27 protein-coding genes are annotated in these 22,501 nt (G+C 41.7%); 9 read left to right on the top strand and 18 right to left on the bottom strand.

Annotated features, from left to right (window positions below; translation table 11 throughout):
* Positions 1 to 66 precede the first annotated feature (66 nt).
* Complete coding sequence (locus FNL97_RS05370) at positions 67 to 699, bottom strand: MBL fold metallo-hydrolase (protein WP_062678741.1); 633 nt, start codon at positions 697 to 699, stop codon at positions 67 to 69.
* A 360-nt stretch (positions 700 to 1,059) separates the two neighbouring features.
* Between FNL97_RS05370 and FNL97_RS05365 the strand changes: the two genes are divergently transcribed.
* A complete protein-coding gene (locus FNL97_RS05365) occupies positions 1,060 to 1,236 on the top strand; it encodes a DUF2759 domain-containing protein (protein ID WP_015864488.1) in 177 nt (58 codons plus the stop codon).
* Between the two features lie 53 nt (positions 1,237 to 1,289).
* Here the strand turns inward: FNL97_RS05365 and FNL97_RS05360 are convergent, their stop codons facing one another.
* From FNL97_RS05360 to FNL97_RS05350, 3 genes are all read right to left on the bottom strand, one after another.
* Complete coding sequence (locus FNL97_RS05360) at positions 1,290 to 2,456, bottom strand: M14 family metallopeptidase (RefSeq protein WP_015864489.1); 1,167 nt, start codon at positions 2,454 to 2,456, stop codon at positions 1,290 to 1,292.
* Between the two features lie 132 nt (positions 2,457 to 2,588).
* Positions 2,589 to 3,545, bottom strand: a complete 957-nt coding sequence (locus tag FNL97_RS05355) for an ROK family glucokinase (protein ID WP_143415171.1) — start codon at positions 3,543 to 3,545, stop codon at positions 2,589 to 2,591.
* Entirely contained in the window at positions 3,542 to 3,763 is a 222-nt protein-coding gene (locus FNL97_RS05350) for a YqgQ family protein (protein ID WP_062678744.1), read from the bottom strand. The genes FNL97_RS05355 and FNL97_RS05350 overlap by 4 nt, the downstream gene beginning before the upstream one ends.
* Positions 3,764 to 3,932: 169 nt before the next feature.
* Here FNL97_RS05350 and FNL97_RS05345 point away from each other — a divergent pair, with 169 nt between their 5' ends.
* The gene (locus FNL97_RS05345) at positions 3,933 to 4,805 is read left to right on the top strand and encodes a hypothetical protein (protein ID WP_062678745.1); all 873 of its coding nucleotides are present in this window, start codon (positions 3,933 to 3,935) and stop codon (positions 4,803 to 4,805) included.
* Here the strand turns inward: FNL97_RS05345 and FNL97_RS05340 are convergent.
* From FNL97_RS05340 to rpmG, 5 genes are all read right to left on the bottom strand, one after another.
* Positions 4,802 to 5,971 (bottom strand): rhomboid family intramembrane serine protease, encoded by a 1,170-nt coding sequence (locus FNL97_RS05340; RefSeq protein ID WP_015864493.1) that lies wholly within the window; start codon positions 5,969 to 5,971, stop codon positions 4,802 to 4,804. The genes FNL97_RS05345 and FNL97_RS05340 overlap by 4 nt on opposite strands.
* A gap of 193 nt (positions 5,972 to 6,164) precedes the next feature.
* The gene (yqgO, locus tag FNL97_RS17915; RefSeq protein WP_162839698.1) at positions 6,165 to 6,341 is read right to left on the bottom strand and encodes a protein YqgO; all 177 of its coding nucleotides are present in this window, start codon (positions 6,339 to 6,341) and stop codon (positions 6,165 to 6,167) included.
* A gap of 116 nt (positions 6,342 to 6,457) precedes the next feature.
* Positions 6,458 to 7,237 carry a DUF92 domain-containing protein gene (locus tag FNL97_RS05335; RefSeq protein ID WP_062678746.1) on the bottom strand — a complete coding sequence of 260 codons (780 nt, stop codon included), beginning with the start codon at positions 7,235 to 7,237 and terminating at the stop codon, positions 6,458 to 6,460.
* On the bottom strand, positions 7,230 to 7,799 hold the full coding sequence (locus FNL97_RS05330; RefSeq protein ID WP_015864496.1) for a 5-formyltetrahydrofolate cyclo-ligase: 570 nt from the start codon (positions 7,797 to 7,799) through the stop codon (positions 7,230 to 7,232). The genes FNL97_RS05335 and FNL97_RS05330 overlap by 8 nt, the downstream gene beginning before the upstream one ends.
* A gap of 86 nt (positions 7,800 to 7,885) precedes the next feature.
* A complete protein-coding gene (gene rpmG / locus FNL97_RS05325; RefSeq protein ID WP_015864497.1) occupies positions 7,886 to 8,035 on the bottom strand; it encodes a 50S ribosomal protein L33 in 150 nt (49 codons plus the stop codon).
* A 161-nt stretch (positions 8,036 to 8,196) separates the two neighbouring features.
* On the opposite strand from rpmG, the gene FNL97_RS05320 reads away from it, so the two are divergent.
* Positions 8,197 to 8,550 carry a hypothetical protein gene (locus tag FNL97_RS05320; RefSeq protein ID WP_373467248.1) on the top strand — a complete coding sequence of 118 codons (354 nt, stop codon included), beginning with the start codon at positions 8,197 to 8,199 and terminating at the stop codon, positions 8,548 to 8,550.
* Positions 8,547 to 8,996, top strand: coding sequence for an endolytic transglycosylase MltG (locus tag FNL97_RS05315; RefSeq protein ID WP_015864499.1), 450 nt, complete (start codon positions 8,547 to 8,549; stop codon positions 8,994 to 8,996). Before FNL97_RS05320 ends, FNL97_RS05315 begins: the two co-directional genes overlap by 4 nt.
* Positions 8,997 to 9,043: 47 nt before the next feature.
* Here the strand turns inward: FNL97_RS05315 and pstB are convergent, their stop codons facing one another.
* The 4 genes from pstB to sodA all read right to left on the bottom strand — a co-directional run bounded on the left by pstB (position 9,044) and on the right by sodA (position 14,365).
* Positions 9,044 to 9,856 (bottom strand): phosphate ABC transporter ATP-binding protein PstB, encoded by an 813-nt coding sequence (pstB, locus tag FNL97_RS05310; protein ID WP_062678747.1) that lies wholly within the window; start codon positions 9,854 to 9,856, stop codon positions 9,044 to 9,046.
* A 229-nt stretch (positions 9,857 to 10,085) separates the two neighbouring features.
* Complete coding sequence (locus FNL97_RS05305) at positions 10,086 to 12,215, bottom strand: peptidoglycan D,D-transpeptidase FtsI family protein (RefSeq protein ID WP_143415170.1); 2,130 nt, start codon at positions 12,213 to 12,215, stop codon at positions 10,086 to 10,088.
* Positions 12,216 to 12,307: 92 nt separating this feature from the next.
* The gene (locus tag FNL97_RS05300; RefSeq protein WP_143415169.1) at positions 12,308 to 13,594 is read right to left on the bottom strand and encodes an MFS transporter; all 1,287 of its coding nucleotides are present in this window, start codon (positions 13,592 to 13,594) and stop codon (positions 12,308 to 12,310) included.
* A gap of 156 nt (positions 13,595 to 13,750) precedes the next feature.
* Positions 13,751 to 14,365: a superoxide dismutase SodA gene (gene sodA, locus FNL97_RS05295; RefSeq protein ID WP_015864503.1), complete on the bottom strand. Its 615-nt coding sequence runs from the start codon at positions 14,363 to 14,365 to the stop codon at positions 13,751 to 13,753.
* Positions 14,366 to 14,597: 232 nt separating this feature from the next.
* Here sodA and FNL97_RS05290 point away from each other — a divergent pair, with 232 nt between their 5' ends.
* On the top strand, positions 14,598 to 15,374 hold the full coding sequence (locus FNL97_RS05290; protein ID WP_062752921.1) for a DUF1189 domain-containing protein: 777 nt from the start codon (positions 14,598 to 14,600) through the stop codon (positions 15,372 to 15,374).
* A 28-nt stretch (positions 15,375 to 15,402) separates the two neighbouring features.
* Here the strand turns inward: FNL97_RS05290 and pstA are convergent, their stop codons facing one another.
* From pstA to FNL97_RS05275, 3 genes are read right to left on the bottom strand one after another with little or no spacing between them, the layout of a single operon-like run.
* Positions 15,403 to 16,317, bottom strand: a complete 915-nt coding sequence (gene pstA / locus FNL97_RS05285) for a phosphate ABC transporter permease PstA (RefSeq protein ID WP_062752923.1) — start codon at positions 16,315 to 16,317, stop codon at positions 15,403 to 15,405.
* Between the two features lies 1 nt (position 16,318).
* On the bottom strand, positions 16,319 to 17,209 hold the full coding sequence (gene pstC, locus FNL97_RS05280; RefSeq protein WP_015864506.1) for a phosphate ABC transporter permease subunit PstC: 891 nt from the start codon (positions 17,207 to 17,209) through the stop codon (positions 16,319 to 16,321).
* A gap of 60 nt (positions 17,210 to 17,269) precedes the next feature.
* Positions 17,270 to 18,163 (bottom strand): phosphate ABC transporter substrate-binding protein PstS family protein, encoded by an 894-nt coding sequence (locus tag FNL97_RS05275; protein WP_143415168.1) that lies wholly within the window; start codon positions 18,161 to 18,163, stop codon positions 17,270 to 17,272.
* Between the two features lie 216 nt (positions 18,164 to 18,379).
* Here FNL97_RS05275 and FNL97_RS05270 point away from each other — a divergent pair, with 216 nt between their 5' ends.
* From FNL97_RS05270 to ispG, 3 genes are all read left to right on the top strand, one after another.
* Positions 18,380 to 19,258, top strand: a complete 879-nt coding sequence (locus tag FNL97_RS05270; protein ID WP_143415144.1) for an IS982 family transposase — start codon at positions 18,380 to 18,382, stop codon at positions 19,256 to 19,258.
* An 88-nt stretch (positions 19,259 to 19,346) separates the two neighbouring features.
* Complete coding sequence (gene yqfZ / locus FNL97_RS05265; protein WP_062678754.1) at positions 19,347 to 19,676, top strand: protein YqfZ; 330 nt, start codon at positions 19,347 to 19,349, stop codon at positions 19,674 to 19,676.
* An 89-nt stretch (positions 19,677 to 19,765) separates the two neighbouring features.
* Positions 19,766 to 20,857, top strand: a complete 1,092-nt coding sequence (gene ispG / locus FNL97_RS05260) for a flavodoxin-dependent (E)-4-hydroxy-3-methylbut-2-enyl-diphosphate synthase (protein WP_015864509.1) — start codon at positions 19,766 to 19,768, stop codon at positions 20,855 to 20,857.
* Positions 20,858 to 20,882: 25 nt separating this feature from the next.
* Here ispG and FNL97_RS05255 read toward each other — a convergent pair whose 3' ends face one another.
* On the bottom strand, positions 20,883 to 21,230 hold the full coding sequence (locus FNL97_RS05255) for a membrane protein (RefSeq protein ID WP_015864510.1): 348 nt from the start codon (positions 21,228 to 21,230) through the stop codon (positions 20,883 to 20,885).
* Positions 21,231 to 21,490: 260 nt separating this feature from the next.
* On the opposite strand from FNL97_RS05255, the gene FNL97_RS05250 reads away from it, so the two are divergent.
* Complete coding sequence (locus tag FNL97_RS05250) at positions 21,491 to 22,051, top strand: nucleotidase (protein WP_015864511.1); 561 nt, start codon at positions 21,491 to 21,493, stop codon at positions 22,049 to 22,051.
* A 22-nt stretch (positions 22,052 to 22,073) separates the two neighbouring features.
* Here the strand turns inward: FNL97_RS05250 and zur are convergent, their stop codons facing one another.
* A complete protein-coding gene (gene zur / locus FNL97_RS05245) occupies positions 22,074 to 22,499 on the bottom strand; it encodes a zinc uptake transcriptional repressor Zur (RefSeq protein WP_015864512.1) in 426 nt (141 codons plus the stop codon).
* Positions 22,500 to 22,501 lie beyond the last annotated feature (2 nt).

Below are 22,501 nucleotides of genomic sequence, written 5' to 3'. Positions count from 1 at the left end.
ACCATCTTCTCCTCTTTTCCTATTGAAAAGTCAAAAATCTCCTCCCTTCAAAGAAAAGAAGGAGCGTTAAAATCCATGCAAAAATGGATTTGTATCCATTTCTGCTCCAATTGTCGTTTCGCGCCCATGCCCAGACAATACGACTGTTTCTTCCGGCAATGTAAGCAGCTTATCGTGAATGCTGCGCAATAGCTGTTCATGATTTCCACCTGGTAAATCAGTGCGTCCAATGCTTCCTAGAAAAAGGACATCTCCCGAAAACACCGCTTCAATCTCTTTACAATAGTAAGAGATGCTTCCTGGCGAATGTCCAGGTGTTTCCAAAAGTTCAAAAGCAAAATCCCCAATTTGCAATGTTTGTTCTCCTCGCAAACAAGTGGGTTCATGATGAACAACCACTTGACCGATGCCAAAATAAGCAGATCCGTTTAAAGCAGGATCAGTCAGCCACTCTTTTTCATTTTCATGAATATAAATTGGAAGCTCCCATTTCTTTCTCACTTCATTGATGCCGCCGATATGATCGAAATGTGCATGTGTCAGCAAAATCGCAAGTGGTGTTAATCCTTGTTCTTCAATATGGCGTACAATTTTATCCCCTTCGCCTCCCGGATCAAAAATAACACAAGTTCCATCATCATGCGATAAAATGTACGCATTTGCCTGAATCGGCCCAACTGGAATACATTTCCATTCCATCATGATTCCTCCCTATAATTAGACATGATTACAAATTGAAGGAAATCCATTGGAGAAGATAGCGGCAGATAAAGAAGCGGACCGTTTATCCACTTTTCCAGCTTCAACAAAAAAGCGCTTCGTACATTTACAAGTAAATTCCTATCGCATCATCATTTTTATTTTATCTTAACATTTATCGATTTGCCATTGGTTAGTGGATTCGCTTACATATTTTCAAAAGGCATGTTATAATGGTCATGTGATGATTCATATTTTCATCCTCGACAAATAAATAAAAAATGATTACAATGAAAAGGAATTAGTCGGTTTTCTACATAATCTTGTATACGGATTATTTCGAAAAGGAGGGGAAACATAATGGGTACAGTCATTATTTTTGCATTAGTTGCACTGTTAGCGCTTTACGGAGTTGTACGCTCATTGCGTGACAAAAATATACTCGGGGTTCTTTTCGGACTTGGAGCTGTTGCTGTATTTGGCTGGTTTACCATCATGACCGTATTGCACCATGGTATTCCAACAGGCACGCATTAAAACGCAAGAGGCATTTACAAGCCTCTTGCGTTTTTTATATGTTATGATTTTCCTCAAGCCATATACAGCGCTGCTAGAAAAATGCCGAGACTATCTTCATAAATCTCTGTAAACTGTTCAATTGGCAGCGGATTTACTCCTTCGCCTAATTCCACCGTATACCCTCTTCGCTTCCACGTTTGAATAAACCAATCGCGATATCCCGCATGGCTGTCAATATACTTTACTGCTTGATAACCGCTCGTTTTCGCAAATTCCTTTACCGTTTCTTCCGCCTCAGATGGCTCAAATCCTTCATATCCCCAGTATATCTCTTTTCCTTGCGTGTGAAACGCTAAAATCATGTCAAAATCACTTTCTTCCGCTAATGCAGCCATCGCCTTTGCCTCCGGTTCAGTAAGCGGTGCAAATCCCGGAAAATCACGGGGAGCAGGTGCTTTTGGAATTTTACGGGCTCGTTCGACTTCCCATTTCGCCGGAAATTGATTATTTAAATCAACGCCGCGAATGTTCGCTTTCCATTGTGAAAAGTCATCGGAGAATCCTCCATTCATTCGAATCACTTCGCTACGATACGGTTCTTGCTCAGGGGGACCGTGTAAAACGAGGTCGACGCCATCTGGATTCACCATCGGCACAACAGATAATGTCACTTTTTTATAATAATCAAGCATATGATGTCCTCGAAGCGGCTCACTGTTTGTCACTGCTAGCAAGTAATCGTTGAGAAACGTCATGATAATCGCCGTTGTAATCCATTCGTTCGCATGAAACGAACCGTTCAGATGAACGCGAATCGGCCCTTGACCAATTTTTATTTCGATTAATGGCAATCCGAGCACACTATATCCGATCGTTCTTGTTCGCGCGAATGGATAACAGCGGCAAAGTGCTTCAATATCTTGCTGTAGTGCGGAAAAATCGTATGTTTTCTGCCCTTGAACAACGCGGGAAATCACTCTCTTTGGCAGCTGCACTGATCCGCTGATAATTTCAGGCGTTCCTTTCATCCGTTGCAATGCTTCTTCATGCACAGGGAAAAAACTAGCCAACTCTTCCCACGTATGAACGGTTTCATATCCTGGAATACGTACAACTTCACCTGGTTCTAGTTCATCCTTTTTTATATGTGGATTAGAGTCTGCCAACAATTCGTAAGGAACGGAAAACCATTTGCTATACATCGCTAGCGTATCACCTAGAGAAGCATATATATTCAAAGCGGTCTCTCCTTCCTAGATGTTCTACCTTCAACATATGAGCATACGGTGTAGAAAATGAAAAATAAAAAACGATTCATCGGCAGATGTCCTTTCGATGAATCGTTTACCTTTTGCATATTCACTTTGTAATCAAACAGACAGTGACATTTTTGCCAACCATGCACCGCCAATTACTCCCGCATCATTGCCAAGCGTCGCCAATACAATCGTGGCTCCCTCCGCGACACGCGGAAACGCAAAACGACGGAAATAAGTACTGACACGTTCTACTAATATATTACCTGCTTTTGACACCCCGCCGCCAATAACGATTTTTTCCGGATTTGACACATTCGCTGCATTCGCCAATGCCAGTCCGAGGTAAAACATCACTTCATCCACAACCTCGAGCGCTAGTTCGTCATTCGCTCTCGCCGCGTCAAATACCGCTTTGGCAGTTACGGTTTCATCGCGAAGCAAAGTCGTTTTATCCCAATGTGATAATTTTTCTTTTGCGATTCTTACAATTCCCGTGGCAGAAGCAATCGTTTCCAAACAGCCGGTTTTACCGCAATTACACGGCGCACCGCCTTTTGGAAGCATTGTCATGTGGCCGATTTCTCCACCGGCACCGTTTACGCCGTGCACAATTTGACCATTGGCAATAACCCCACCTCCGACACCGGTACCAAGTGTGACGCAAATAAGGTCGCGCGCACCACTTCCAGCTCCTTTCCACATTTCCCCGAGGGCGGCAATATTCGCATCATTGTCCACCGCTACAGGAAGGGATGTTTCTCGCTCAAGCCGCTCTTTTAATGGGTAATTTTTCCACCCTAAATTCACCGCTTCATAAAGCATCCCTGTTTCCATATGCACCGGTCCCGGCGCGCCGATCCCAATGGCTAAAAGCCGATCTTTGCTTTCTCCAAGGTGATGTAACGTCTCCTCTAGCGATTGTGATATATGCTTTACAATGTTTTCCCCTTTGTTTGAAATATCGGTATCGATCTCCCATTTATGTACGATATCACCATCTGTTGTCACAAACGCCATTTTAGTCGTCGTTCCGCCTAAATCCACTCCAACAAGCCATTTTTCCGTCATGTTTCGTCATTCCTTTTCATTCGTTTTTCTCTTTCGAGTTGCGCCTCATGTCTTAATATAAAAAGCGACATTTGATAATCTTTCACATCAATCAGCTGCGACTGGTATAGTTCTTTTAATTCTTCCTCCATCAGCTCTAAATCTGCTAAACGATCCCCTACATATATAATCGTTCCAAACTGTTTTAAAAGTTGCTGCACATCGTATACCGTTTTCATTGTTTCACCTGCACATTTTTTACTCAATATAAATGTATAAAGAAACGTCCATTTTCGTCAAGAAAGAAAAAAACTTGAACGCATCATGGACAATGGAAAACAAATTCATACATCTTTTCCCCTTTACGTGCATATATTGGTGACAAACTTGTCCGTGTAGGGGGCTATTATGAGAAAATTAGTTCCGATCGCAATGATTATAGCAGCGTTTTTATGCATTATTTCATTGTTTCCATTTTCCTCCCATCAACCAACAAAAGAAACGATCATCTTTTTCCCGATTAATCCGCACGTAAAGTTTCATGATGCAAAAACAAAGCTTCAATTGCAGCCGCGAAAACGGGAAGGAAAGTATTCATTGCTTTGGTCAACATCGTCTTCATTAGACCGGAACGCTTACTTGCGTCAAGATATTTCCTTGCTTTTTGCAGATGGGCGTCTTGTTGATCGTCTGTCAAAATGGAAGAATAATGTCCAAACATTAGTGCAGGAAAAAAAAGTGACAGCAAAAGATAGCCATCTTTTTCAAACGATTTCTTTTCACCATGGAGAACTTCATGAAGGAAATGCAATAACAAGCAGCCAAACAATGACAAGCGATTACTTGTACGTGATCGATTCTCCGTACAGCCCGCTTGCTTCCTTTCACCGTGCAACAACAAGGGATGAAAAAGAGTGGCAAAAAGTATTAAACAAAACGACAAACGAATTTCTTCAGCAGAAAGCACAATCGCTCTTATCTCACTTCTCTATAAACAGCCAACAATATTATTCATTCTATTTGCCTGATTTAATTATTTACAATGAACAACCTTTGCCTGACCTTTCTATGGAAAAAACGCAAGAAATACTTGGGAAACTTTGGGAAGGAATATATAAATCTTATTTTCTCGGCATAAAAAAAGAGGATGGATCCATCCTCTCGCCAATCGGCAGTACAATACCGCTTATTTTAATAAGCAAAGATTATTCCCACTTAATGGTTCTCACTGAGACAAAAGATGGAGAAAAAATTCAGCTGATCCAGCAAATTTCCAGTTAGAATCCGATATATAAACCTAAGGCGGCAGCGCTCACCGTCACTAGCAATGTTCGCACTTGCCGCTTCCAATCAAGATGGTTTGGCAAATGGACAATACCCGAAGCGAGAAATCCGCCAATTAATCCGCCAATATGCCCGGCATTATCAATTCCAGGCACCATTATCCCAAATAACAGGTTGATAATAATCAAACCGATAATATTGGTTCCGATCGTTTGGAAAAATAGATGCCGATATACAGTGCCAAAATAAAGAAGCGCTCCGAATAAACCAAAAATAGCGCCTGATGCTCCTGCGGAAAGAGAAGTAGTAAATAAAAAACTGCCCAGCGTCCCAAAAAACCCCGCAATAAGATAGATAAAGAAAAAGCGCCACGATCCGTAAAGACGTTCGACCGTCATACCCAAATAGTAAAGGGCGAACGTATTCATCAATAAATGCAAAAAGCCAATGTGCAAAAAAATCGGTGTAAAAAAGCGCCACCACTCCCCTTCTTGAATAAGGGGATTAAATTTTGCGCCATATTGGATCAAAACCGCCGGATTCGTGCTGCCTCCACTCCATTCCATTAACAGAAAGACGAGCACTTGCAATGCGATAAAAATATATGTAAAAACAGGCTTCCCGTATTCAAACAATCGTCTTTCTCTTTCATGCTGTTCTCTCGCTTCCCGTAAAATATCCTGCTTCAGCCGCTCCGCTTCAAAAAATGGATCAATATCATTCACTACTGTCGGAAGGACAATAGGTGTTTGGACAATTTCCGTTAACTGTTGCAATGACATATTTACGTTTCCGGAATGAATAAGAAATGTTCGAAAAACAGCATTTCGCTTTTGTGAAAGCGGCAGCGGCTTCTCGATAAGAAACTCCCAATCGTCAACAGGAGGGTATGTGGAAACATAAATATTGACAATTTCCCTGAATCTTCTTATCCGCCGTTTTTGAATTTGTTCGGCAATGCGCCAAGCATATTCCATATCCCGCTTCAACCATTGGCTCCAATCGATGTCATAACGCACAACCCGAACAATAGGAACGTGTTTATTTTCAAGCGACTCCAGCCAAATTTCATGTGAATGATTGGACAGCTGAATTATACGATAACGCTGTTTTATAAAAAAATAAACAAGCTGCCAAAATAATAATTCCATTTTTCCATTCAAAGTCCCCTCTCCCTTCGTTCCACAAAATCAAACTCCCTATAATTCCTTTTGGCTACAAAACCATTGGAATGCACGAAACTATGAATTCGTTTCGAAAAAATATCGCAAAACAATGGGAAATGCAGCACGAAATGTCCGCACATAGCCAATATGTCTTGAGATTAAAACATCCCACTGTTTCATTGTACCACACTTATCGAAATACTTGAGAATTGATTGTATTGCGGACAAGCGGGATATTCATTGCAAAGCGTACAAGCCATTGTTGTAAAAGGCGAACACGCAATATAGTGTTCACAATCCGGTAGCGGCAGCGATACACCACTATACTACCTATAAACATCAACACGAAATAAACAAATTTGTTCATATTCTCTTTCTCCTTCCTTACCAAAATTCCTCTTTATTGTTTTTTCCCATTCGCTTGTAAATTATGAAATCACTATAAAATAGCAAAAAACGGGCCATAAAATGGACCGTTTTTGATCATTTGCCAAGATAAATAACAAAAACATAAATAATCGTAGAACATGCAATCGATAAAACATTTACAACATCATTGTTTACAAAGCGGCTCCCTTTTATGTGCACGGTTTTTTGCCCGCAATGTTCCTTTCGTTCTGTTTTGAGACCGCATACCGGACATCGATAAACAGTCTGCCAAGCCGCGCCGAACAATGTATCAAAAAAACTGCCGAGCCATCCAAAAAACGCTACCGTCATAATGGAAATGTTGTCCCATTGAAAAGCACTTGCAAAGCCGATAAAAGCAGCTCCCAAAAAAGCGGCAATCGTACCTAATAACGTTACCGCGCCCGATGTTCCGACTTCCGCTTTTTTGAAATTCGGCAATAACCTCGGAGCTTGCCGGCTTAAACTGCCGATTTCCGATGCCCACGTATCCGCGTTTGCAGCGGCGATGGAAATAATAAAGAGGTTAAGCCAAAGCGGCGATGGATTCAAAATGGAAAGAAAACTGATCAGTGCGGGAACTCCCCCGTTTGCAAATACTTGTATATAGTCGCGACATTCTCCTTTTTCTACTTTCTCCATCAGTTGCTGTTTTCTCTTTTTGCCAATCTTACTCCAGATGCTAGAACTAACGAAAAATATACCTAATAATATCATTCCTTTCCAGGAAAACCCTTTTCCAACGATTGTTCCAACAAGCACTGCTGCTATTGCGCCCGAAATGGAAAGGGAACGAATAAAATAGCCGCCAATCGCCACAATAGCGGAAGCAAATACGTATAACCATTCATTCATTACATCTTATAACTCCTTCGTTTGTAATAATCAATTGAACAGGGATGTCATGTTCTTCTACAGGGAGAGAGTCCATCACTTGAAATGAATAAGCTAATGAAATCGTTGGAACGGATACATGCCGCAAATAGCGGTCATAATACCCCCCTCCATATCCAATGCGATAGCCATTTTTTGAAAAACATATTCCAGGAACGACCATTATATCCATATCATTTCCTTTGACTTCGTCCGTGATCTTTTCAATCGGCTCCCACAGGCCAAAATAAGCAGACTCTAATTGAGAAAAAGATTGAATTTTCCGAAATACCATCGTTTTTGTTGCCGGATCGCATTTCGGTACGCTCACCGTTTTGCCTTCACGCCATGCTCGTTCAATAATTGGTTTTGTGTCCACTTCTTTTTCCTTGGAAATAGTAATGCCGATTGTTTTTGCGCTTTTCCATAACGGAAGCCTATACAATCTATCCGCGATTTGTTTATCATATGCTTGTTTTTCTTCATCGGTTAATTGTTGCAATTTTGCTTTTATCATCTTGCGAATTTGCTTCTTTTCCTCCATCTCCTTTTCCTCCTTCACCGGCATCCATCCGCCTAGTAAATGAAACAGAAAAAGACAAAAAGCAGCAGGAATCAATTTCCTACTGCTTACTTCGTTTCACGATGAGGTACCGCCTTTTTGCATCTTGGGCAATATTTTTTTAATTCGAGACGGTCAGGATTATTGCGTTTATTTTTCGATGTAATATAGTTACGTTCACCGCATTCTGTGCAAGCTAGTGTAACGTTAACACGCATGTTTCTTCCCTCCAAACTATAATAACTTATAATCAGACTTTTCTATGATAGCATTTTTTTATGTCGATTTCCACATCTAATTTACGCTTTTTACAAATTATCAATTAAGTATTTATCGAAAAAACAAACCTATGATATAGTGAAATGGGGTGATGAGCATAATGGAATACATCATGATAGGCCTTATCGTCTTCTCTATTTTTCTTTTTTTTATTTCTTTTCTCGCAAAAGACAATATAAAACAAATGGAAGAACAGCTTGATCATCTTACACTATCATTCGCACAAGAATCATATCAATTGAAAAAACGATTGCAAGTATTAGAAGAAGAATTGTTAATTCATCATGAAAATCCGACGCATATCGCTTCGGCTCATGACAGCGATCGATCCACTTTAACCAAAAATCGTGTATTCACGCTCTATAAGCAAGGTCTTTCTTATGAACAAATCGCCCGCGAAACCGCCCTTACAACAGAAGAAGTGCGCATGATTTTAAGGGGACTGGCACGATGATGACGAAGCAGACAATACGCGCGATTGCTCTTGGAATGTTATTTGCCACTTCCGTAATCGGCGCTGCTTACTACATGGAATTCGACACATTGACAGCGACAAAACTTCATGACGCACTGAAAAAAGAAGGGCTGATTGCAATCAGTGAATCAGAATATAAAAGGTTAAAAGAAGCAGCTAAACAGGATAATCCTGCTTCTGTTTCCGACCATCCACCTTCATCCAAAACCATATATGTTTACTTTCTTACGATTCAAAAAGGCGAAGTGCCAAACGACTTCGCACAAAAGTTAGAAGATGCTCATATTATTTCCGATGCTAACGCATTTGTAACCTATTTAGAAACACATGGGCTGACTCGCTACGTTCGCGCCGGCACTTACAAAGTACATAGCGGTATGAGTTACGAAGAAATAGGCGATCTAATCACGAACAAATCCAAATAAAAATGGGGTTACTCCCTAAAACAAGGGAATAACCCCATTTTCGATTTTTATCCAAATCGTCCTGTAATATAATCTTCTGTTCGTTTATCTCTCGGATTCGAAAACAATTGGTGCGTATCTCCAAATTCGATGACTTCCCCGTTTAGGAAAAATGCCGTTTTATCCGAAATACGCGCCGCTTGCTGCATATTATGTGTAACGATAATAATGCTATAGTTTTCTTTCAGCTGTTGCATCAATTCTTCAATTTTCGCCGTTGACACTGGGTCCAATGCGGAAGTAGGCTCATCCATCAAAATAACATCCGGCTCAACCGCTAAACAGCGAGCGATGCATAGCCGTTGTTGCTGTCCTCCCGAAAGCATATGCGCATGCTCATGAAGGCGATCTTTTACTTCATCCCAAAGCGCTGCGGCACGTAAACTTTTCTCGACAATGTCGTCTAACACGCTTTTATTTCGTATTCCATGAATGCGTGGACCGTAAGCAACATTATCATAAATGGATTTAGGGAACGGGTTTGGTTTTTGGAAAACCATTCCGACGCTCGCGCGCAATTCTTCAACATGGTAAGAACGATCAAAAATATTGCGGCCGCGATAGCTGATTTCCCCAGTAATGCGGACATTTGGCGATAATTCAATCATTCGGTTTAACGTTTTAATGTAAGTGGATTTGCCGCAACCAGATGGACCGATAATTGCCGTAATTTCGTTTTCATAAAAAGATAAGTTAATATTTTTTAAAGCGTGATGCTCTCCGTACCATACGTTTAGTTGGTTTGTATGATATACCATCTCCTTTTTCGCGGTTTCTCTTATATTCATATGAGGCCGTTCCATTATTACTGTTACACCCATAAATGTCTCCCCTTTTATTTTGCTATAAAAAGGTAAAACCCGCCTTTAATTCACTATCGTTTTCACTAAAAACGTTTCTATCGCTCACTTATTTTCACTAAGCCTCTATACTTAGGATACACCGGAACTATTAACGGCATTTTAATTAAATGTTAAGCTTTTGTTAAGGAAAATTTTAAAAAAAGAAGGCACCATACGAAACAGTGCCTTCTTTTCCTATTCATTGTTGTTATTCATTTTCGTCCGTGTTTGTCTCTATATCTCCGCTTGTCGTATTGTTTGCAACATTTCCTTTTGCTCTCTCAGCCTTTAGCTTAAAATACGTATCTAAGATTCGTCTGCCGATTCTATTGTTAATGCCGTCGCTCTGTCCTTGCGTCGCCCAAGGAACGACAACAGCAAATGCAACTTCCGGATCGTTATAAGGAGCATATCCGACTAATGTCAAATTATATGTTGGATCATTTCGTCTGCTTTGGATCGGTCCGTCATAGAAAGCTTCCGCTGTTCCTGTTTTTCCGGCCGGCTTATATGGTGCATCGGCGAAATATGCATACGCTGTTCCTTTCGGCTCCTGCATCACCCGGCGGAATCCTTCCTGCACCCGTTTAATATACTCCGTCTTCATATCGATCCGGTTCAATACAACCGGTTCAAAGCGTTGGACAATCGGCCCCAATTCCTTTGCACTATCCGTCGGCTTGCGAATCTCTTTGACAATTTGCGGCTTCATCCGATAGCCGCCGTTGGCAATCGTTGATACATATTGCGCCATTTGCAGCGGGGTGTACATATCGTATTGGCCGATGGAAAGGTCTAGCAATTTCCCAGCTCCCGTTTCTTTTCCCTGAAAACCGCTAAGCTCATTTGGCAAATCAATTCCCGTCTTCACTCCCAGCCCGAATTGGCTAAAATACTTGCGAATGGTCGTGAACGCTTCCGGATTAACGCTTAACGGCCGGTGTGGGCGATACTTCCCGCCGCCGATGGCGATCACCGTTTTAAACATATATACGTTCGAGGAACGCTGCAGCGCGGTCAACTCATTGATCGTCCCCATCGTCTGCCACGATTTTTTAACGGGCGTGTCTTTGATATATAATGGTTCGTCATGGATGTAAGTATTTGGACGCAATACTCCTGTTTGAAAGCCCGACAGCACCGTCGCACCCTTTACTGCCGATCCCATGGCATATGCCGAGGTGATGTTGCCAATAGCAAAATCAACAAATTGCCTTTTTCCGCTTTCACCCTTTGCAAGCAGCTTTCCAGCCATGGATAAAACTTCTCCCGTTTTCGGGTTCATCATCACCACAAACGCCCGGTCAAGCAAAGGGGAATTTCCCCTCCGTTTTGTAGCCATGATTTCTTCTTCGATGATTTTTTCCACTTGCTTCTGAAGTTCGATGTCGATCGTCAGTACAAGATCCTTCCCGCGCTCTCCGTCATATATTTGCTCTATCGAAGTCACATTGCCGGACTTGTCCACGACATTTTTGATTTTTGCCTTTTTGCCATGCAATACACCTTCAAATTGCGCTTCAAGGTAGCTTTTCCCAACGCGATCATTGCGGCTGTAGTCACGCGCCAAAAAATAGTCGAGCCGTTCGCGCGGAACTCCCTCATCATCTTTCGTCACATTGCCGAGTACAGAACGAAACGTATTGCCATACACATAATGTCGTTTCCAGTCAACCGTGGTATTTACCCCTGGAAGCTCCTCGAGGTGTTCGCTGACAACAGCGTACTCTCTATTCGTTACGCCCTCATTCTTCACCATTTGCGGAGTTAGCGCATATCCGCTGTCCATCTCATGTTTGATTGCGATAATTTCTAATTCTTTTTTTGTAATCTCGCGCAAATCATCTGGTGTAATTCGTTCTAATGTGAGCTCATATATTTTTTTATCGATTTCTTTTTGTGACAATCCTTGTTTTTCTAATCGTTCTCGTTCTTTTTTACTTACTTTTTTCTCTGCTTTTTCTTTTCGTGTTAAAATCCAATAATCTTTCATATCGCGTTCCGTAACTTTGTCAACTGGTTTGTTGATATATTTAGCCAATTTGCGTGCAACTTCGAGCGTATCTTCCGGTTTCGTCGTTTTGGAACGCGTATATGTAATGGCATTTCTCGGAATATTATCCACAATGACGCGATGAAAACGGTCGTAAATTTTTCCGCGTGGCACTGGGGTGCTGACAATTTCATCCTCCGTACGCTCTGCCTCTTTCCGGTAATATTCCCCATAAACGATTTGTACGACACCAAGCCGTAAAATAAGTGCCGAAAACAGCAAAAACACAACAAAAAAAAGTATGTTCAATCGAAACGGCACTTGTGCTCTTTTTTTCTTTTTCAACTAGCCTCCTCCTCTTCTTTTAGCACTTACTTTTTATTGTAAAAGAAAGATGGCAACTTTTCTAGAAAAAAACCATGGGAAAAGAGGGCTGCCTATGCTGGAGAGCCCCCTTCTTCATTCGCCAACTTTGGTGAAATAAACGGATGCCTTTCTTCATTCGTTCCTCTGTCATCTAAATGAATATGTCGTACAAATAAATAAATGATGAAATGCCCTGCGCCAAGTATTAACATTAAAATCGATATTCCTGTTCTTTCGTCAAACAATGTAATCGCAGTTAAAAAAGCGAGAATGGATACGATACGCCCGCCGTTTAAAAACAACTCGCGGACAACGATATACTCAATTCGCATTTCTGCCGATTTCCAGCTTCTCCCTATCACATCAAACGTCAATGACGAATACGGAACGAGGAATAGAGGATAAGCGATGGCAATCGCAATCGCATATAAGATCAAGCGCGGATAGGAGACATGAAAAACGATAAGAAAAACAGCCCCATATAACAATAAGCCGCCACATAAAATCGCTTTTTTTCGATATTTCCGTTTCATCAACCTGGAAACAATATAGTAGGCAATAAATGATGTCAGCGAGTTCACGAAGCCAAATTTTCCTAATGCCATCTCACTTTTCGAAGTGATATACACTAATACGGAAATAACGAACATAAACGTTCCTTCGCGCAACCCTTGGAAAAAATGAGCGTTCGTAATCAACCGCCAATTTTTATTATAACGCCGTTCTTTTAAAATGCGAAGAAATAAATAATTTCCTTTCGCGGGGCGTCGTTTGAGAAAAAAACTGCAAATGACAGCAATAACAAACAATCCAAGTGAAATAGAAAAGATAAACGTATATCCTTTCGTATTTGCCAATGAAGAAATAATATATCCCGCAACGATCGGGCCAGTCATTCCAGCCATAGAAGTAAGAATCCCGAAAAACCCGTTAAAAAAATCGCGAGTTTCCGGTTCGGTAATTTCAAATGTCAATACATTAAAAGCAAGCCAATAAAATCCATAGCCGATACCTAAAAGCGCACCCAGCACGATCAAGTAGTTATGGGCGCGACTTCCGGCAAGCAACACGGTAATAAAAAAAATCGCCAAAAACGATACGCCTAAACGCAATACAATAATGCGGTCCACTTTTTTGGCCAATTTTCCAGCGAAAATAAACGTCAGCGGCTGCAATGTAACAACGGACAAATTGTATAGCGCTAAATCACGAAACTCTCCAGACTGTTTCCATAAATACACATTGACAAACGTATTGGAAAGCGCAACACTCAATGCATAAAAACCGCCGATGCACAGCAGCAACACTAAGTCCCGAGTAATTTGTTCTTGACCAGTAATTTTTTTGATGATTGCCATGATAAACTCCCCTTTTTCGTCTAAAGGGTAGTGTTGCAAATTTTCGTTGTTCTATGCATCGGGGACGGAAAAAGCACTTATCCCTTGCAAAAACAAAAAAAACCGGGCTAAAAGCATCCTCTACTTTTAGCCCAGTCCGTACGCTTCAGCAGCTCATTATTTCGCTTTTGCTTCGCTGTAGCGTCTTGCTACTTCGTCCCAGTTGACAATGTTCCAGAATGCGGCAATGTATTCTGGACGACGGTTTTGATATTTTAAGTAATATGCATGCTCCCAAACGTCTAAACCAAGAATTGGCGTTTTTCCTTCCATTAATGGAGAGTCTTGGTTTGGAGTGCTTGTCACTTCAAGCTCACCGTTGTTGACAACAAGCCAAGCCCAACCAGAACCGAAGCGAGTCGCAGCCGCTTTTGTAAATTCTTCTTTAAACGCAGCAAAGCTGCCAAATTTTTTGTTAATCGCATCTGCTAGTTCGCCTGTTGGCTCACCGCCGCCGTTTGGCGAAAGAATCGTCCAGAATAGAGAGTGGTTAGCATGTCCGCCGCCATTATTGCGAACTGCTGTGCGAATGCTTTCTGGAAGTGCTTCCAAATTGCTGAGCAGTTCCTCAATCGATTTGTTTTGTAAGTCCGCATGTCCTTCTAAAGCAGCATTTAAGTTTGTGACATAAGTGTTATGGTGTTTTGTGTGGTGAATGTTCATTGTTTCCTTGTCAATGTGTGGTTCCAATGCGTCATAAGCATAAGGCAATTGCGGTAATTCGAAAGCCATATTAACTCCTCCTTTTTTGTTTTTATGTATCCGAACGCAAAATATAGTATAACCACTGTGCGTTCGTTTAAAATTAGCTTACCAAAATTGCCACAATGTTTCAATTTATTTGCTTGTAACTCCTAGGAACAGAAACGTTCCTAGGGAGATTTTTTATACGTGCGTCTTTAGTTGAATTATCAACGCGCACAATATACAATGAACAATGGAGGACAGGAAGGATGTGTCAAGGATGAATATGTTTGTGCAGCTATGGAAAAGTTTATATTCCCCGAAAGATATCGCACGTTTTCGCTTTCAAGGAATTGGAAAAACCATTGGATATGTATTTTTGTTAACCTTTCTTTCAATCCTGCCGATGGCCTATTACTTAACCACTTCTTTTGTCGAAGGAATTCGTAATACAAGCGCTCTTTTACAAAATGAACTCCCTTCGTTTACGATTGAAAACGGTCAATTGCATTCTTCTGCAAAAGAGCCCATTCATATTGATCAGCACGGCTTTACCATTATTTTTGACAGCACCGGCCAAGTAACAAAAGAAGACGTAGAGCGCTTTAGCAACGCCATCGGGCTTTTAAAACACGAAGCTGTATTAGTCGCCAATCATCAACCACAATATTATAGCTATTCTACGTTTCCAGATATAAAAATAACAGACGAAGATGTCCATTCCTTTATCGAAACCATGCAGTCACTGCTGCCTGTTTTCATTCCGTTGTCGCTTCTTATTATTTATTTATTCGCAAGCGCGAGCAAATTTATTGGCATCTGTATTCTCGCCTTCTTCGGATTAATTTTGCGCAGCACTCTTGATAAAAAACTACAATATCGCCATACTTGGATTATGTCAGCATATGCCGTTACTTTATCAACAGTGTTTTTCACGGTTATGGAGGCGCTGCAAACAGTTGTGCCATATGCTCCATTTATTCATTGGTTCGTCTCGATTGCCGTGCTATTTTTGGCAATGAAAGAAGTTCCTTCCGCAAAACCGCAAAACGAATAGGCCGCTATCGGCAACGATAGTGGCCTTTTTATGCAGCGTTACTCATCTTTTTTTTGGTTCGGCGACTCCCCGAAAAATAGCGTTGCAATGCAGCGGAGGCAAAACGAGCGGTAATATTAAACAAAAGAACCATAATAACAAGTATCGCTGCGGATTTCGCCGCAATTATTTTCGCATCTGGAACAATTCCCTCTGAATTTAATTTCCAAATGTGTACGGTTAACGTTTCTGCCGGCCGAAAAACATTCAATGGGTGTGCTTTGCTCGATAAATCGGCAGCAAAGTTTAATAACGGTGTCGTTAATCCTGCGGTATAAATTAATGCGGCTGCCTCGCCAAAAATTCGCCCCGCTGCTAAAATGACCCCTGTCATGATTTGCGGAAGCGCAGCCGGAAGAATTACTTTCACTAACGTTTGCCACCGCGTCGCTCCTAACCCAAGACTAGCTTCCTTTATGCTCGAGGGAACATCTAAAATCGCATTCTCACATATACGCGTCAATCCTGGCAAGTTTAATATGGTAATCGCCAACGCGCCGCCAATTAACGTGTAGCCCCATCCTGTTAGCGTCACAAACGCCAATAATCCAAACAATCCAACGACAATCGATGGGAGAGATGCCATCGTTTCGATGCACAACCGAATAAAATTAAGCATTCTTCCTTGTTTGGCATATTCCGCCAAATAAATTCCCGCTCCTAATCCTAATGGAACAGAAATCAATAACGTAATAACAAGCATATAAAGCGAGTTAATAAGCTGAGGACCAACTCCTCCACCTGCTTGCGTATTGCTTGGTTTTCCAAACAGAAAATCTGGCTGCCAAAATCCCCAGCCTTTTGACAAAACCGTCACAAAAAAGAAGATAAGCAAACTAATGACGAAAGCAGCAATCACATAAAATATGCCCGTCCAAATTTTATCGACCACTCTCGATCTCATATTATCGTTCCCCTCTTTGTCCGATCATGCGTATAAGCACAATAAAGAAAAAGGAAATAAGCAGCAAAATCATCGCCAATGTCCACAACGCATTGTTCCAAGCAGTACCGTTTATCGTATTAGCCATATCCATCGTTAAAATTCCGGTTAATGTCGCTGTTGGGCTATATAATCCTGAAGGAAGTTTCACCGTGTTTCCGATCACCATTTGCACCGCTAATGCTTCGCCGAACGCTCTCGCTAACCCAAGGACGATGCCAGTTAAAATTCCCGTTTTTGCTGCGGGAACGATGACTCGGCTAATCGCCTGCCATCTCGTTGAACCAAGTCCGTATGACGCTTCCAAGTAAGAAAACGGAACACTATTCAGCGCATCTGACGTGATGCTTGTGATCGTCGGTAAAATCATTACACTTAATACGATAATTCCAGCTAACAAACTAAATCCCACGCCGCCAAACCATTCACGAAGAAGCGGAACAAGAATCGTAACACCTAACCAACCGTAAACGACGGACGGAATGCCGACAAGCAGCTCCAATACTGGTTTTAATACGGACGAACCGAATTTTGGAGAAATAAAATGCATGAAAATAGCAAGAGCGATCGCAATCGGCGTGCTTAACAACACCGCTCCAATCGATACAAGCGTTGACCCGACGATAAAAATAACGGCTCCATATTTCGGCTGCGAATCACTTGGCCTCCACTCTGTCGAGAACAGCATTTCCTTCAGAGAAATTCCGCTTTCCGTAAATGACTGGATTCCTTTGCCACAAATAAACGCAATAATAGAAAGAGTAGTAATAACGATCAAGAGACCACAAAAAGTGACTAGGATCCTTCCTATATATTCGTTTTTCCAATAATTGAGCTTTCTTTTCTCTTTCATTCTTCCATCACCTCATGAAGCACAAGACTGGCTAAACGATGTAGCCAGCCTTTAATGGAATTACTCTAATTCAGGCATAGGAATGTAGCCCATTTCTTTTACTTTCGGAGCAAATTCTTTGCTTTTCACGTATTCGATAAATCCGCGCACTGCATCTTTCGGCTCGCCTTTTGTAATCATGTATTCATAAGACCAGAAAGGATACTTTTCCGTTTTGATATTTTCGATCGTTGGTTCTACACCATCGATTTTTAACGTTTTTAAATCTTTCTTTTCACCGATTAAGTAGGACATCGCAACATAACTAATCGATCCCGGCGTTGAGTTAATCGCTTGTTCGACCGCGCCATTGGAATCTTGAACAGTTCCAATCGCTTCGTTTATTTTTACGTCTTTCATCACTGTTTTTTCGAAAGTAGCACGTGTTCCAGAAGAAGCAGGACGATTAATGACGTTAATTTTTTCGTCTTTTCCGCCAACATCTTTCCAGTTTGTAATTTTTCCAGAGAAAATATCTTGAATTTGTTGTACTGTTAAAGAATCAACATTGACATCTTTATTCACTACAAGGGCAAAAGCAATTCCTGCTACTTTATGATCGATAAGCTCTCCAGCTTTTGATTTATCTTCCAGCTTTTCTGCAGATGGAACATCCGAGTTTCCGATTTGTACAGCACCAGCAGCAACTTGGTTAACGCCTGTTCCGCTTCCTCCCCCTTGTACAGTAATCGAAACATCAGGGTATTTTTCCATAAATTGATTTGCTGCTTCTTCAGCAAGCGGTTGAAGAGCGGTTGATCCAGCTAACGTAATCGTTCCAGAATACGATTCTTCTTGCTTTGTTTCTGTGTTTCCGGAATTTTCCCCTGTTGTGTTATCCGATTTTCCGCACCCCGCAAGCATCCCCGTTAGTAGCATTGCGGCAATTGCAAATCTCATTGACTTCTTCCACATTGAGTGACCCTCCTGTTATTTTTGTTCCCGACGTACAAGCTCATTGTAACGGATAAGTTTTATGCCTTTATTAATCGAATGTTAATTTTCCGTAAAACAGCCAGACATATTTCACACCCGTGGTGCTAGATAAACTCAAACAAGCATAAAAATAGCCCTTGCATGAGGATCCCCTTAAAATGAAAGTGCAACCAACCATTAAAAAGGAGGATCCCTATGCAAGAGCACTTTCATTTTACTACAGATCGGGCCAAGATTCAAAAGCAATATGCCGCCATTTTCGTTTTTGTTTCTGCTCAACTTTCATGCATTCAGGTGCATCTTCATCGTCGAAATCGCCATTTGGTCAAGCAAGAGGACGCTGTCATCATCGCCATTCATCTTTTAGGAAAGCTGCTCGGTTTTACTTCTGAACGGGCGTGGCATCGTTTTGTCACGGGAAATTTGTTCACAAACGGCTCGTTTCTCGAACGTTCCCGGTATAACCGCCGCTGCCGGGCGCTTGGCTTCGCTATCAAATGGATCCGCCATGAGCTGGCAAAACGTGGCCAACATCATGCCTATGCCGTCGTGGACAGCTTGCCGCTCCCATTGTGCCATACGGCAAGAATGCATCGCGTCAAACGGTTTCAAGAGATCGCCGACATCGGGTATTGCGCTTCCAAAAAGCAATGGTACTACGGGTTGAAGCTACACCTTCAAGTGACCGATCAAGGGCTGCCAATGGGGTATGTGGTGACGGAAGCATCTTGCCACGATCGAATCGCAGCCGAAAGCGTGATGACCCAAATTCCCCACCCGTATAACTTTGGGGACAAAGGATTCATTAGCCGTGACTTGCAAAAAAGGCTGTACGAAGAATACCAAATGGCGCTTTGGACTCCGTCTCGAAAAAACCAGAAACATCGTGCGTCCGAGGCATGGGAGAAATGGATCCAACAAAAACGCAAAGTGATCGAGACGGTGTTCTCGGTTCTGGTTGACCACTATCGCATCACGGGGATCCGAGCCAATTCGATTATCGGATTTGAAGTGGCACTAGACGGTATATTGTTAGCTTATTCCCTGGTTACACTTGGGCTAGTTGAGCGCTAAAGCTCAACTAGCACCACGGGTATATTTCACATATTTTTTTTGGACAAACATACATAATTACTAATAAGGTCCGTTGGGGGAATGATACGTGAAAAAAGTAATTAGTGCTTTCATCGTATGTCTTTCTATCTATATCATTTACCATGATGTAACAACAGGAACATTGATCACTTCAACAAAAGCAACAACAGCCTCTGAACATATGACAGACGGAAAAACAAACGTTCATATCCCGTATCAAATGGTAGCCGTCAAACCGGGAGATACGCTATTGTCCATTATGGAAAAGCTGCAAAACGGGTCGATTCCCGTTCCTATTGACAAGGCGATCACCGACTTTGAAGCATTAAATCCAGGCGAAAAAGCACAAACATTACAAATTGGAAAAAAATATAAAATACCGGTATACAAACGTTAAGCTGCGAATTTCTTGTCAAGTGACGATAAACATTGTTACAATAGTTCAGAAAGCGAAATGAACTTGTTTCTTAAAGGAGCGAATTTCTCGTGGGTGAAATTATTCATCGTTCAAAAACTCGTCCTGTTCGCGTTGGCAATTTAACGATTGGCGGAAATAACGAGGTTATTATCCAAAGCATGACAACAACAAAAACGCATGATGTAGAAGCAACGGTTGCTCAAATAAAGCGGCTTGAGGAAGCGGGATGCCAAATTGTCCGCGTTGCTTGTCCAGACGAGCGCGCGGCCAACGCTATTCCGGAAATCAAAAAGCGCATTAACATTCCGCTGGTGGCGGATATTCATTTTGACTATAAACTAGCCCTTAAAGCGATTGAAGGCGGAGCCGATAAAATTCGCATCAATCCTGGAAATATTGGACGCCGTGAAAAAGTGGAAGCGGTCGTGAAAGCAGCAAAAGAACGCGGCATACCGATCCGCATCGGCGTCAACGCTGGTTCCTTAGAAAAACGGATTTTAGAAAAATACGGCTATCCTACCGCTGACGGCATGGTCGAAAGCGCGTTATACCATATTCGCATTTTAGAAGAACTTGATTTCCACGATATTATCGTTTCGTTAAAAGCGTCCGATGTCCGTTTGGCGATTGAAGCATATGAAAAAGCTGCACGGACATTTGATTATCCGCTCCATCTCGGCATTACTGAATCGGGTACGCTATTTGCCGGAACAGTAAAAAGCGCAGCTGGGCTCGGTGCCATTTTAAGCAAAGGAATCGGCAATACAATTCGCGTATCGCTTAGCGCCGACCCGGTCGAAGAAGTAAAAGTCGCAAAAGAAATATTAAAGGCGTTCGGATTAGCGTCCAATGCGGCTACATTAATTTCCTGCCCAACGTGCGGACGCATTGAAATTGATTTAATCAGCATCGCTAACGAGATTGAAGAATATATTTCAAAAATTAAAGCACCAATTAAAGTCGCGGTGCTCGGGTGCGCCGTCAACGGGCCTGGCGAGGCGCGCGAAGCGGATATTGGCATCGCCGGAGCACGCGGCGAAGGCTTGCTATTCCGTCATGGCAAAATCGTCCGTAAAGTTCCAGAAGAAAAGATGGTTGAAGAATTGAAAAAAGAAGTCGACAAATTAGCGGAAGAATACTTCGCAAAACAAAAAGCTTGACGCTTCATGCGCCAAGCTTTTTACATTAATCATAAAACGGCATGATGAACAGACGGACGATAATCGCTACAACTCCAATACCGATGGCCCATGCACCTAGCGTTTCCGCACCACGCCGGCGTGCGATAAAGCCGACAATAATGCCTGTTGCTCCTAATAAGACAGGCCAAATAAATAAGGAAATAATCGAAAGAGCAAGCGCTAACCAGCCTAATCCTGCTCCATTTGCTGCTTTTTCGTCCCGTTCATCATAGCGGCGAACTGGTTCTGCTATTTCTGTCGCCGTTTCTTCCATAAAATCACGTTCTGGTTCTTCTTTTCCTATTGATTGCACGTAGCTTTCGTTATACGTGCGGTTGCGATCTTCAACCATGTGCTTCCCTCGCTTTCCTTAATTAAGGAGCATTAATTAGTATGAGACGGTTATGCGAAATTATAAATGTGAATATTTTCTATGGCAAAAAGCGAATAGGAAGCATTGGATTTGTCCCAAATCGCCATCCATATCTTTTCTGACAATTACTGTGGGCTTTACTTCTGTACAACGGATCATGAACACAAAATAATGCATACTTGTCCTAATGGTGCTACAATATACATGGATGTTTGGATTAAAGGAGTGCAAAAATAAATATGAAAAAGCGGCTTGGTATTGATATTGATGGGACGGTTACTTGTCCGAGTACTTTTATTCCATATTTGAACCAATCTTTTCAGAAAAATTTAACACTGAATGACATTACCCAATATAATTTAGCTCCACTGTATGATACAACGGAAGAAGAAATGGATCGATGGATGGAAAAATACGAGGCAATGATTTACGAATGTGCTCCGCTGGCGGAACATGCGCTTGAAGTCATCAATAGCTGGAAAAACAAATATGAATTATTTTATATAAGCGCCCGAGGCAGACATTTATATGATCTGACTGAACGATGGTTTCAAATAAACGGCATTCATTATCATCATATTGAATTAATTGGTTCACACGACAAAATTGAAGCGGTAAAAACATATCATATTTCCGCCTTTTTCGAAGACAAATACGACAATGCCTGCGATATTGCCGAAGAATGCAATATTCCCGTCATTTTATTTGATACGCCGTATAATCAAGGCCCCCTTCCTAAGCAAGTGATTCGCGTCAAAGACTGGTTGGAAGCAAAGCAACATATTGAACGGCTTCTATAAATGACCAAAGGGATATCTCCTTTTATGTTGAGATATCCCTTTGGCATTCCGGGCACTTCCCATATATTTCAAATTTATGATCGGATATTTCATATCCATGCAATTGCCCTGTTAAATCGTCCATCGGGCAAACCGAAATTTCTTTTGTTTTTCCACATTCTATACAAATAAAATGATGGTGATGATGAGGCGCGTTGCATGTAAAACGGAAGTGTTTTTCTCCTGATAACTCGGTCATTTCCAAAATACCAAGTCCTACAAATAGCGATAAATTGCGATAAATCGTATCAAAACTTAATCCCGGATAATCGTCCCGTAATGCTTCTAATACATCTTTGGCAGTTAAATATTTATCGGTGTTAGCAAATAGCTGCAGCATATCTTCCCGCTTGCCAGTGTGTTTAAATCCCTTTTTTTTCATTAAGCGGATTGCTTCCTCAACATTCATCG

This window comes from Geobacillus sp. E263 (assembly GCF_007197795.1).
GTDB classification, from domain to species: domain Bacteria; phylum Bacillota; class Bacilli; order Bacillales; family Anoxybacillaceae; genus Parageobacillus_B; species Parageobacillus_B toebii.
This window is presented reverse-complemented; position numbering and strand designations above follow the sequence as displayed.